Source organism: Acinetobacter kookii, assembly GCF_900096895.1.
GTDB classification, from domain to species: Bacteria; Pseudomonadota; Gammaproteobacteria; order Pseudomonadales; family Moraxellaceae; genus Acinetobacter; species Acinetobacter kookii.
In genome coordinates this window covers 260,449-272,743 of the sequence record NZ_FMYO01000003.1, presented here as the reverse complement: position 1 = coordinate 272,743, position 12,295 = coordinate 260,449, and the positions used below count along the sequence as shown (strand labels likewise).

Annotated in this window: 15 protein-coding genes; 10 read left to right on the top strand and 5 right to left on the bottom strand. The window is 42.4% G+C overall.

The window, feature by feature from the left end; all coding sequences use genetic code 11:
- Positions 1–9 precede the first annotated feature (9 nt).
- Genes recR through BLP85_RS07445 form a run of 3 tightly spaced genes read right to left on the bottom strand, consistent with a single transcriptional unit; the run spans position 10 to position 2,177 of the window.
- Positions 10–606: a recombination mediator RecR gene (gene recR, locus BLP85_RS07455; protein ID WP_092819481.1), complete on the bottom strand. Its 597-nt coding sequence runs from the start codon at positions 604–606 to the stop codon at positions 10–12.
- 12 nt (positions 607–618) lie between these two features.
- The gene (locus BLP85_RS07450; protein WP_086196303.1) at positions 619–948 is read right to left on the bottom strand and encodes a YbaB/EbfC family nucleoid-associated protein; all 330 of its coding nucleotides are present in this window, start codon (positions 946–948) and stop codon (positions 619–621) included.
- A 41-nt stretch (positions 949–989) separates the two neighbouring features.
- Complete coding sequence (locus tag BLP85_RS07445) at positions 990–2,177, bottom strand: O-succinylhomoserine sulfhydrylase (RefSeq protein WP_092819480.1); 1,188 nt, start codon at positions 2,175–2,177, stop codon at positions 990–992.
- Positions 2,178–2,312: 135 nt separating this feature from the next.
- Here BLP85_RS07445 and BLP85_RS07440 point away from each other — a divergent pair, with 135 nt between their 5' ends.
- From BLP85_RS07440 to BLP85_RS07395, 10 genes are all read left to right on the top strand, one after another.
- The gene (locus BLP85_RS07440; protein WP_092819479.1) at positions 2,313–3,404 is read left to right on the top strand and encodes an alpha/beta fold hydrolase; all 1,092 of its coding nucleotides are present in this window, start codon (positions 2,313–2,315) and stop codon (positions 3,402–3,404) included.
- A 10-nt stretch (positions 3,405–3,414) separates the two neighbouring features.
- On the top strand, positions 3,415–4,287 hold the full coding sequence (locus BLP85_RS07435) for an NAD(P)-dependent oxidoreductase (protein ID WP_092819478.1): 873 nt from the start codon (positions 3,415–3,417) through the stop codon (positions 4,285–4,287).
- Positions 4,288–4,368: 81 nt separating this feature from the next.
- Positions 4,369–4,638 carry a YARHG domain-containing protein gene (locus BLP85_RS07430; RefSeq protein WP_092819477.1) on the top strand — a complete coding sequence of 90 codons (270 nt, stop codon included), beginning with the start codon at positions 4,369–4,371 and terminating at the stop codon, positions 4,636–4,638.
- 32 nt (positions 4,639–4,670) lie between these two features.
- Entirely contained in the window at positions 4,671–5,084 is a 414-nt protein-coding gene (locus BLP85_RS07425; protein WP_092819476.1) for an HIT family protein, read from the top strand.
- A gap of 303 nt (positions 5,085–5,387) precedes the next feature.
- Positions 5,388–6,485: a porin gene (locus BLP85_RS07420; RefSeq protein WP_092819475.1), complete on the top strand. Its 1,098-nt coding sequence runs from the start codon at positions 5,388–5,390 to the stop codon at positions 6,483–6,485.
- A 458-nt stretch (positions 6,486–6,943) separates the two neighbouring features.
- Positions 6,944–7,135: a cytochrome oxidase putative small subunit CydP gene (cydP, locus tag BLP85_RS07415; protein WP_092819474.1), complete on the top strand. Its 192-nt coding sequence runs from the start codon at positions 6,944–6,946 to the stop codon at positions 7,133–7,135.
- Entirely contained in the window at positions 7,135–8,739 is a 1,605-nt protein-coding gene (locus BLP85_RS07410) for a cytochrome ubiquinol oxidase subunit I (RefSeq protein ID WP_092819473.1), read from the top strand. Before cydP ends, BLP85_RS07410 begins: the two co-directional genes overlap by 1 nt.
- Positions 8,739–9,884, top strand: a complete 1,146-nt coding sequence (gene cydB / locus BLP85_RS07405) for a cytochrome d ubiquinol oxidase subunit II (protein WP_092819472.1) — start codon at positions 8,739–8,741, stop codon at positions 9,882–9,884. Before BLP85_RS07410 ends, cydB begins: the two co-directional genes overlap by 1 nt.
- A gap of 24 nt (positions 9,885–9,908) precedes the next feature.
- Positions 9,909–10,010 carry a cytochrome bd-I oxidase subunit CydX gene (cydX, locus tag BLP85_RS07400; protein ID WP_002120988.1) on the top strand — a complete coding sequence of 34 codons (102 nt, stop codon included), beginning with the start codon at positions 9,909–9,911 and terminating at the stop codon, positions 10,008–10,010.
- Between the two features lie 3 nt (positions 10,011–10,013).
- Positions 10,014–10,310 (top strand): cyd operon YbgE family protein, encoded by a 297-nt coding sequence (locus BLP85_RS07395; RefSeq protein WP_092819471.1) that lies wholly within the window; start codon positions 10,014–10,016, stop codon positions 10,308–10,310.
- Between the two features lie 40 nt (positions 10,311–10,350).
- Here BLP85_RS07395 and BLP85_RS07390 read toward each other — a convergent pair whose 3' ends face one another.
- Positions 10,351–11,013, bottom strand: a complete 663-nt coding sequence (locus BLP85_RS07390) for a DUF6988 family protein (protein WP_092819470.1) — start codon at positions 11,011–11,013, stop codon at positions 10,351–10,353.
- Positions 11,014–11,075: 62 nt separating this feature from the next.
- A complete protein-coding gene (gene rodA, locus BLP85_RS07385) occupies positions 11,076–12,212 on the bottom strand; it encodes a rod shape-determining protein RodA (protein WP_092819469.1) in 1,137 nt (378 codons plus the stop codon).
- Positions 12,213–12,295: the final 83 nt, after the last annotated feature.

Genomic DNA, 12,295 nt, shown 5'->3' with positions numbered 1-12,295 from the left:
CCTGGGTACTTATTTCATACGCATACGATTATGCACCGCCTGACTTAAAGTATGACTATCCACATATTCAAGTTCTCCCCCTTGAGGAACACCTTGAGCTATGCGGGTCATTTGAATCGGTAAATGCTTGGTTGCTTCAACCAGATAATGTGCTGTCGCCTGACCTTCTACAGTAGCATTGGTTGCCAATATAACTTCTGAAACCGTGCCCTGACTCAGGCGCTGAATCAGATAGGGAATCCCGATTTCTTCCGGCCCAATTCCGTCCAGTGGAGACAAATGTCCACCCAACACATGGTATTTACCCCGAAAACTGCCACTTTGTTCAATCGCCATCACATCTGCTGGTGATTCCACCACACAGAGCAGCTGATCATCACGTTCATGCGAAAGACAGATATCGCAGACTTCATTTTCAGTGAGCGAATGACAAACGCTACATTCCTGAATATAGGTAGCTGCTTCATTTAAAGCATGTGCCAGCCCGACTGCACCTTCCCTGTTTTTCATGATCAGGTGTAATGCCATGCGCTGAGCCGATTTCGGCCCAACACTTGGCAAAATCCGTAAGGCTTGAACCAGTTGATCAAATCGATCACTAAACACTGGACGTATTCCTTAGAATAAACCTGAAAGACCTGGTGGCAAGCCCATACCAGAATTTGCCGCTTTCATTTTTTCCTCAGAAATCGCTTCAGCCTGACGTGCAGCATCATTCATTGCAGCCGCGATTAAATCTTCAATCATGTCAGCATCATCTTGCAGCAATTCAGGGCTGATTTCGATACGTTTTACCACGTTGCGGCAAGTCATAGTAACTTTCACCAGACCGCCGCCTGCTTCAGCATGAACTTCAGTTTGCGCAAGCTGTTCTTTGGCCTTTTTAACATTGGCTTCCATATCTTTTTGCATGCGCTGTGCTTGCTGCATCAACATGTTAATGTTCATAAAATACTCCGAACACAAAACTTAAAAAATAAGACAAAAAATTAAATTAAATCTAAACCACGACTAATGTCACGAATAATATCATCAATATCTTCCAAACCAACAGATACACGGATTAATCCTTCACGAATCCCTGCAGCTTCTTTGGCTTCTGCTGAAAGCTTACCGTGAGTTGTAGTTGCTGGATGAGTAATAGTTGATTTCACATCGCCCAGGTTACCGGTAATGGAAATAAACTGGGTATTGTCGATAACTTTCCAAGCCCCTTCACGCCCACCTTTGACTTCAAAGGACACAATACCGCCGAAACCGCTTTGCTGTTTGGCTGCAAGCTCATGACCAATATGTGAAGGCAAACCAGCGTAATACACTTTTTCTACTTTGTCGTGCTGATTTAAGAATTCAGCCAGTTTTTGTGCATTTGCTGAATGTTCACGCATACGTAAACGCAGAGTTTCCAGACCTTTCAAAAAAACCCAGGCATTAAATGGACTCATTGACGGGCCAGTGGTGCGGACATAACCAAATACTTCTTCAAGCAGTGTGTGATTACCTACCACAGCACCACCCAAAGCGCGACCTTGACCATCCAGATATTTGGTTGCTGAATAGACAACCAGGTCAGCCCCTAATTTAATTGGCTGTTGCAATGCCGGCGTACAGAAGCTGTTGTCAATCGCCAGTAATGCACCATTGGCATGAGCCAGATCAGCCAAAGCCTGAATATCGGCAATTTCAGCCAGTGGATTGGATGGAGATTCGACAAAGAGTAATTTTGTTTCAGGTTTGATGGCATTTTTCCAGGCTTGCACATCTGTCAAATCAACAAAATCGACGCTTACACCAAATTTAGCCACATACTTTTCAAATAACGAAACCGTTGAACCAAACACCGCACGTGAACAGATAACATGATCACCCATTTTCAGATATGACATGGCAACAGCCATAATCGCAGCCATACCAGAACTGGTTGCCACCGCACGTTCTGCACCTTCCAAGGCAGCCAAACGCTTTTCAAACATCGCCACGGTCGGATTGGTAAAGCGCGAATAAATGTTGCCAGGTTCCTGACCAGAAAACTTGGCTGCAGCTTCTGCTGCATTTTCATAGACAAATGAAGATGTCAGGAAGATTGGCTCGCCATGCTCACCTTCAAAGCTACGTGTATGACCTGTACGAATGGCTAAAGTATCTAATTGGTATTCAAGGTCGTCTTGTTGGCTCATCGTTGCTACCCAGTCCTGATGCCTTTGCTAATAATTGCCAACATTTTGAGCGCCTATGGCATTTAAGGTCAAGGTATAATGCATAAATATCGCCTACACTTCGATCAATTCACCTAGATATTCGTACTCACAGCAATGATTCAAGTTAAAAATAAAATTGCAAAACACAAAAGCAAACTCAAAAACCTATCGACGACTTTGTTCAATTCCAAATCACTGGTTTTATCGCAAACCACACCCTATGAAGTCATTGCAGAGTACAAACAGACCCGGGTGCGCTATTACGCCTCACCAGATAAGCAATATCAAGAACCCCTGGTTTTTGTTGCCCCCCTTGCAATCAACATGGCCATTTACGACCTGTATCCTTACCGCTCATTAGTCAAACACTTTCAGCATAGTGGCTTTGATGTCTATTTAATGGAATGGGGTCGATATAACTATAAAGATCGCTTTCTCAATTTCATGTCATTTATTGACGATGCCATTCCGCATTGTATAGACCAGATCCGGACTCACTCACATAGTGATCAGATTTCACTGCATGGCTGGAGCATGGCCGGTGTATTTGTCATGCTCTATTGCGCATTGCACAAACCGAACCACGTCAAGAATTTAATGGTATTGGGCAGTCCGGTAGACAGTCATGCCTCGGGTCGTACCGGTAAACTTTTTCAAAAGGCCAATCAACTGATTGCAAAAAATAAGACCCTGCAAAACAAGATTTATTCGGGCACCGTACCTAAGCATCTAATTCATAGCCCGGGTATACTTAACTCGCTCGGATTTAAAATGATTGATCCTGTGGGGTGGATACAAAGCCAAAAGCAGCTTTTAGCCAACCTCGATAACCCGCAAGCTTTGTACGAACATGCCACCATGGGCAATTTCCTGAACCAGATGATTGACTACCCTGGCGGTATCAATCAGGACATGATTTTCAATGTCTGGCTACAAAATCCGCTTAAAAACGGTGTTATTACCTTACAAGATAAACATATCGAATTAAAAAATATAGAGTGCTCTTTACTGGTGGGTGCGGGTCGTAGCGATCAGATTGTTTCTGAAGATGCTGTTAAGCCTTTAATTGGATTGACAAATAGCAAGGATGTCACGTTTACTCTTATTCCCGGCGGTCATCTGGGACTTATGTCTAGCCAGTCCAGTGCCAACGAGTTCTGGCCTTTCATGACCACCTGGTTAAAACAGAGATCGAGCAAAATATAAAGGAAACATCATGATTCAGTCAGTTGCATTTATCGGCTTGGGCGCAATGGGTTACCGCATGGCAGCACATTTACCTCAACATTTTGATACGGTCTATGTATGGAACCGTAATTTCGAAAAAGCCAAGCAGCATGCAACTGAATATGGCACGCAAGCCGTAGAACTCGAGCAAGCCGTTCAGGCCGATATCATTTTTTCATGCCTGCCAACCAGCCAGGAAGTCGAAGACCTCATTGCAACGGTTCAGATTAAATCGGGCGCGGTATGGGTCGACTGCACCAGTGGTGTTCCTGAATCTGCCAAAAAGCTGAGCCAGCAATTAAAAGCCTCAGAGGTTGATTTTCTTGATGCTCCAGTGAGCGGACAAACCATTGGTGCAGAAAATGGCACTTTAACCGTGATGATTGGGGGTGAAGCTGCTGCTTTTGAAAAAGCCCTGCCTGCAATTCAAGCCTTTGGGAAACTGATTAAACATGTTGGCGACTCAGGTGCAGGTTTCGCAGTCAAAGCTGTCAACAATATGCTCCTGGCCGTCAACCTCTGCTCAGTGGCTGAAGGTTTTACCACATTAAAAGCGCATGGCGTAAATCTGCATGAAGCTTTAGACTGCATTAATGCCTCCAGCGGTAAAAGTGGCGTGACTGAAACCGTGTTGCCGCAGCGGGTACTAAACCGCGAATTCCCGCTGACCTTTGCCCTGCCGCTATTAGCCAAAGATACAGGGATTGCATTAGACCTGGTACGTGATGCTAAACTGTCAGCGCCAGTGATTGCCTTAACCCAAAGCCTGATTCAGGCAGCCAGCAATTTAGCAGAAAAAGACAGTGACTTTTCTAGTGCTGTGAAAATGTATGAGTCTTGGAGTAAAATTACACTTGAGTAATTACTCGCCATTGAATAATAATAAATAAACCTAATATTGTGTAGAAACGTTCTACACAATGTTCTCACAGAGGAAACCCTCATGACCAAGCTTAGTGTTGCAGTTTTGGCTAGTTTTATCACTTTCTTTGGGGCGAATGCTTTTGCAGCGACAGCAGAGCAAGAGTGCCAACAATTAAAAAATGACCACGATGTCATTTATGCCTCTAAAGGTTTTTGCTTTAAAGACCCTGAAGCCAAGGCCAAGTTTGGCAATGACAATTGCTATACAACCAAGCCAAAATTTTCAGAAAAAGAGCAACAACGACTTGACGCCATCAAAGATCGTCAGAAAGAATTGAACTGTAAATAATTACAGTACCCAATCACTTTCAAGGACTCGACATGCTTTACGATGATCAAAATATTTTTGCACGAATTATCCGTAATGAACTTCCTGCAATAAAAGTGTATGAGGACGAACAGGTTCTGGCTTTTATGGACATTATGCCCCAGGCAGAAGGTCATACATTGGTCATCCCGAAAACACCTGCAATTACATTACTTGATCTGCCCCCTGACGCTGCTGCCTATACCATTCAGATTGTGCAAAAAATTGCACAGGCTATGAAAGTAGCACTGGATGTTCAAGGTATCGTACTGATGCAACTTTCAGGCGCATCTGCTGGTCAAACGGTTCCACATGTACATTTTCACCTCATTCCAAGTTCGGTTCATGAGCTCGGAAAACACGCATTGTGTATGGGTGACCAGGAAAGAATTAAAGCCCTGGCTGAAAAAATTAAAGCTGAACTTTAAAATTCACTAGAATTTTAACTTGTCAAAAATGGAGCTTCTGCTCCATTTTTTATGTCCGGGAATGCATTAATCTATCTTTCAAATTATAAGTAAAAATTAAATTACTGAAAAATAATAAAAAATATTAAATTTATCAATATCTCCCGTCATCAAAATGTCATATAGCTTTCACTTCTCTGTCACAAAGTTTGCAGATACTGCTTAGCAAGTTGGTGAGCTTTTGTAAGTTTTTGTACACAAGCAAACTATAAAAAGAGTCAACAGGGCAACCGCCCCATAAAAGTGTTTTTTGGAGAAACTTCAATGAAAAAATTGCTTCTCGCTGCTACAGTAGCAACCTTAAGCATCAGTGCAGCGCAAGCAGCACCAACATTGTACGGCAAGCTCAATGTATCTTTAGACCAAATTGACAATAATGGTTTCAAGGATGAAAACGTAACCAAATTAAACTCTAATTCTTCACGTATAGGCATTAAGGGTGAAGAAAAACTAACTGATAAATTATCTGCTGTTTATTTAGCTGAATGGGCAATTGCAACTGATGGTTCAGGTTCAGATGTAGACTTGAATGCACGTAACCGTTATATCGGGATCAAATCAGATGGTATCGCTACTTTAAAAGTAGGTAAATTCGATTCTTACTTTAAAACTGCTGCGGGTAATAACCAGGATATTTTCAACGACCACACTGAACTGGATATGACTTCAGTTTTAGCCGGTGAAGATCGTTTGAACAACGTCATTGGTGTTGAAATCGACAAAAAATTATTAGGTGGTTTAGGCTTCAACATCATGTTCCAGCAAGGTGAAGAATCTTCGGCTGCAAACAGTGCGACAACAGGTTATGAAGGCAGCCGTGATGGTTTTGGCGACGGTGTTTCAACATCGCTTACGTATGACAACAAAAACCTAGGCTTGGCTGCTGCTGTAGCTGGTAACTTTGGTGTTGCTTCTAAATATAGCGCTTATAGCCTATCCAACATTTATTCAGATGCCATCCGTGTGACTGGCTCTGTAGATCTAACTAAAGCCGGTGTTGATGGCCTGGTTTTTGGTGCGCTTTGGCAGACAGCTCAACCAACTGACGATACAGTAACAACAACGGCGGGCACACCTGCTGTCGTAACTTCCTATAAAGGCCTTCAAGAAGATGCTTATGGCCTGACTGCTGCTTACGTCATCCCATCTACACCAATTAAGTTGAAAGCAGAATATATTTCTGCAACCACTCAATCTGATGGTCGTGATGATCGTAAACAAGACCTTTATGGTTTAGGCGCTGATTATCAAATTAATAAACAAGCCCGTGTCTATGGTGTTGTTGGTCAACAAAAGCGTGATTGGTTAGCAAAAGATGATACGAAAACTGTGATTGGTTTAGGTATGGAATATAACTTCTAATCTAGATATCCATTAAGAGACCGCTATAACAGCGGTCTTTTTTGTATGTTTGGATTGCAAACATGTTTATCTCAACATCTGGTCACAGCCACTTTATAATCATTCGTTAATGATATTCGACTCGCAAATATAAATAAAAATTAATCTCATTTATTAATTCAAGTGCATTAGATACAAATATAACTTTTTAGGAATTTTAAAATTAAATATAAGTATTTTAGTCAGAATTAACAATTTAAATATAAGCATTTTAGTCAGGATTAAAAATAGAATACAAAGCAATTTACTCAACTTAAAAATCATAAAAATTTAGTTTATTTTTTAACATTTAACCACAATATCTTATTGTTTTTCATCAATTAAATAATATATTTTTATTTTAACTGTTCAATCTATTTATTTTTAGTTATTTTTTGTTTAATAATACATATTAAGTTTAAAAAAATAGGCTTATTTGTATGAGCTTAATACCCAAAGATTTCAACCAGCGATTAGTCCGAGAGATTGCAATCATATTAATAATCAAGATTGTGCTCTTAATGATGATTAAACAAATCTGGTTCGACGCCCCGACTATCCCTCAAAATTTTGACAATCAAGTTGCCGAGCGTATTGCTGGCAGCCCTTCCCCAATCAAGGAGACACGTTGATGATTTCTGAAAGCGTGGTCGATCTTTCGCGGTTCCAATTTGCAATGACCGCGTTGTATCACTTTATATTTGTACCTCTTACTCTTGGTCTGGCTTTTATTCTTGCCATTATGGAAACCACCTATGTGATTTCTGGCAAAGAAATTTATAAGGACATGACCAAATTCTGGGGAAAACTTTTTGGTATTAACTTTGCCTTAGGTGTAACCACAGGCTTAACCATGGAGTTCCAGTTTGGTACAAACTGGGCGTACTATTCACATTATGTCGGTGACATTTTTGGTGCGCCACTCGCTATTGAAGGATTAATGGCGTTTTTCCTGGAGTCGACTTTTATTGGTCTATTCTTCTTCGGCTGGGACAGGCTTTCTAAAGTTCAGCATTTGGGCGTGACCTGGCTGGTTGCACTTGGCTCCAACATGTCGGCACTTTGGATTTTAGTCGCCAATGGCTGGATGCAAAACCCAGTAGGTGCAGCGTTCAACTTTGAAACCATGCGTATGGAGCTGGTTGACTTCGGTGCACTGATCTTCAACCCGGTGGCTCAGGTTAAATTTGTTCATACCGTATCTTCAGGTTATGTGACTGGCGCAGTGTTCGTTTTGGCCATTTCAAGCTACTACTTGCTCAAAAAACGTGACTTGCCTTTTGCACGCCGTTCTTTCGCAATTGCTGCAATCTTTGGTCTGGCTTCTACACTTTCAGTAATTCTGCTTGGCGATGAGTCAGGTTATGAACTGGGTGATGTACAAAAAACCAAATTGGCTGCAATTGAAGCAGAATGGGAAACTCACCCGGCACCTGCTCCATTTACATTGTTTGGTATTCCAAATCAGGAAGAACAACGTACTGACTACGCCATCAAAATTCCATATGTGATGGGTATTATTGCAACACGTTCTCTTGATAAAGAAGTAACAGGCCTGAAAGATCTGATGGTGCAACATGAGCTTCGTATCCGTAATGGTATGACTGCATATGCCGAACTTGAAAAACTTCGTGCAGGCGACCGCTCTCCAGAACTTATGGCTTCATTCAAAGAAAACCAGAAAGACCTGGGGTATGGCTTGCTTCTTAAAAAATACACACCAAATGTCGTAGATGCTTCTGAAGAACACATCAAAGCAGCAACCAAGGATACCATTCCTAATGTGACTGCCCTGTTCTTCTCGTTCCGTGCCATGGTCGCTTCAGGTTTCTTGATGCTGCTTCTGTTTATCCTTGCTACTTATGCAGTAGCTAAACGCAATGCAGAAAACAAGCCTTGGTTGCTTAAGTTTGCACTTTTCGGCCTGCCATTACCGTGGATTGCTACACAAACTGGCTGGTATGTGGCTGAAGGTGGCCGTCAACCGTGGACCATTGGTGAGGTTTTACCTACACACCTCTCTGCTTCAAGCTTGAGCACTGGTGATATTTGGGGTTCAATCCTGGCACTTGCAGCGTTCTATACAGTACTTCTGATTATCGAAATGTACTTGATGGTTAAATTTGCTCGCTTAGGTCCAAGTTCTTTACATACTGGCAAATATCATTTTGAAAAATCAAATGCCGGACAAGACGACATTGTTCTTCCACAACGCGTATCTGGAGAGGCTCAATAATGATTGAATACGAACTCCTCAAAATAATCTGGTGGGTCTTGGTGGGCGTATTGCTCATTGGCTTTGCCCTCACCGATGGCTTCGATATGGGCTCTATGGCAATCATGCCATTCGTGGGCAAAAACGATGAAGAACGTCGTGCGGCAATCAATACTATTGCTCCGCACTGGGACGGTAACCAGGTCTGGTTCATTACGGCTGGTGGCGCACTGTTTGCTGCATGGCCAATGGTTTATGCAACCGCTTTCTCCGGCATGTACTGGGCACTCTTACTGGTACTGTTCGCCCTGTTCTTAAGACCGGTAGGTTTTGACTATCGCTCTAAACTTGAGAACAAAAAATGGCGTAACTCTTGGGACTGGGGTTTAGCTGTGGGTGGTGCAGTTCCTGCTTTAGTCTTCGGTGTTGCCTTCGGCAATATGTTCCTGGGTGTACCGTTTACCTTAGATGAAACCGTACGTTCAACTTATACGGGTAGCTTCTTTGCCCTACTTAACCCATTTGCCCTGGTTTGCGGTATCGTCAGCTTATCCATGCTGAGTGCGCATGGCGGTGCCTGGTTGATGCTTCGTACCGATGGCGATTTGCATGCGCGTTCTGCCAAAGCAACTCAATTGATGGGTGTGGTATTCCTGGTCTGCTTCCTAGGCGCTGGTGCATGGTTATACTTCGGTAATATTGAAGGCTATACTTTAGCTCAACCATTTGACACTAACGCTGTAGCCAACCCTCTTGCCAAAGAAGTCATTACCAATGGCAACCATGGCTGGATGAATAACTACTCGACTTATCCAATCACCATGATTGCACCGATCATGGCAATCCTGGGTAGCCTGATTGTGATTGCAGCTGCTGCGAAAGCCAAAGCCGGTTTAAGCTTCCTGGGCACATCGCTCATGGTCATTGGGGCAATTTTAACTGCAGGTTTTGCGTTGTTCCCATTCCTTATGCCTTCAAGTATCAATCCTGTTGCCAGCTTGACCATGTGGGATGCGGTATCAAGTAAAAATACACTGACTGTAATGACTGTTGCGGCCTGTATTTTTGTTCCAATCATTTTGAGCTACACCACTTGGTGTTACTATAAGATGTGGGGCGTGATTACCAAGAAACATATTCAAGAGAATTCACACAGCCTGTACTAAGGCTGTGTTTTAGGAGATAAAATTATGTGGTACTTCGCATGGATTCTCGGGATTTTAATGGCGTGCTTTGCAGGCGTATTAAGTGCCCTCTATATCGAACATCATCAAGATTTGGATGAGGAATAAACAATGACGGAAATCGCAATGACAGCAGAAGAAAGCAAGCCAAATAAATTTGTAATGGCCATTTCATTTTTGATGGCATTGCCACTTGCTACCGTGCTATTAATTCACCCTGCCCTCATGCTGGATGCCAATGGTCACTATAACCACAGTGCATTAATGATGATCATGATTGGCATTTCAGGTGGATTTATTTACGGCGTAGGATTTCTGCCAAAGTTCTGGCTGTGGAAATGGCTATTTAGTCCATATATCGCATGGCCATTGATGATCTGGGGTTATTACACCTGGCTCCTCACCTAATGACCAAGAAGTGATAAAAAGCCCGCAATTGCGGGTTTTTTTAATCATGCCTTTTATACATTGCATCAATTCTCTGCTTCTCTTCTGGCCTAATGTCTTCTTCCATTTGAAAGCATTCCCGGTATTTAGCATGAAGCATATGAATCCATTTTTCCTTTCCTGCGTGCCGCAATAATATCTGTGCTACCATCGAAACAAATCCATTTGATTGTTTCATGACATCAGAAGATTGTTTTTGAGTCAAACCAACTGCGTTTCTTATAATCGAATGTTTCCCCGTATGAACGATAGAGTTGAGATGCGTTAATGAATAAAATTTGAACTCTTCAAATTGCAAAGCTATAGTTTTTATTTCCTCTATATTTTTCAACTGTTCAATCATTTCGGAAACCATTGGCATTTTTTCATTTTTAAAAAGCTCACTCACATTTAAAGTCTGCATTTTCAAAATTTGGTCATTGGATGCCCTAAGTAATACCCAGTATGCCCGCACAACAGACTCAAATTGAATACGAAACAATGCAAGTGCTGATGTATAAAGTTTTTCTTTTAATAATGACTGAACAGCCACACCATGTTCCATTGAAATATAACAGCACTGATAAACCAGATCTAATCGAATAAGCCCATCCATTAATTCAGAATTTTCCAGTTCCCTATTTAGCTCATCCATCATCAACAAAGATTGTTCAAATAAATCCATTCATTCCCTCGAAAAACAAAAAAAGCCAGATCAAATCTAGCTTTTCAATATTAATATCATCATCAACGATGGGTATGAATCGACATCACAATCCCCATACTCGCCAGCAAGGAAATGACGGCTGAGCCCCCATAACTCATCAGTGGCAATGGATCTCCAGTCACAGGTAAAATTCCGCTGGCCATCCCTGAGTTTAAAAACACGAAGAAGAAGAACGTCAGTCCTATCGCACCCGCATACAATCGTCCAAAATTATGGAAGCTGTTCAAGCCAATCATCAAGCAACGAATAATAATGGCAGCAAACAGGCTAAATAATAAAAACACCCCGATAAAGCCATATTCTTCAGCATAGGCCGACATAATGAAGTCGGTATGGTGTTCGGGTAAGTAGCCTAAATGCGACTGAGTGCCGGTCAAATATCCCTTCCCGGTTAAACCGCCAGAACCAATGGCAATTTTGGACTGGATGATGTTCCAGCCAGCACCCAAGGCATCCGACTCAGGATCAAACAAGGTCAAGATACGTTTCTTTTGATAGGTTTGTAGTACAAACATCCACAAAACCGGTGCTGCAACCGCCAAAGCCGTGAGTGCACCCAAAATCAAACGCCAGGACATGCCACACAGGAACAAGACAAAAACACCGGGAATAATCAAACCAATATTCAAGTCGGGTTGTAGTGCCACCAGTACAAACGGAATCATCATCAAAATGAGTCCAGTCACAATTTGCAGGAATGTAGGTGGAAATGCACGACGCGAGAAATACCATGCCATCATCAGCGGCATGGCAAATTTCATGATTTCACTGGGCTGCATACTGCCAATGCCCGGAACGGTCAGCCAGCGCTTTGCCCCTAAACGCGTATCGCCAATCACCAGAACCAATGCCAAGAGCACCATGCCCAGCACATAGAAATATGGACTCACCGCCTGGTAAACTTTTGGCGGAACCTGGGCGCAAAGAAACATGATGATAAAGCCTACACCAAAACTGGTCGCCTGGCGGATCACCATACTGCTATCCTGCATGGTGGCACTATAAACCACCATCAATCCCAGCATTGAATTCAATAACAGAAATGCAAGCAGCCACGGATCCAGGTGCAGTTTGGCCCATCTGGATGAGTCATGTTTAATGCTTCTACCATCACGTAATGAGTGACGTAAAAAACGATACTGGGGGGATGGTATCATTTGAAATATTTGAACAAGCTAGAGACAGCGCAAATTATAAGTTTAAAGTGTTTAAATAACATCATTAAGTCCCATATTTCTGC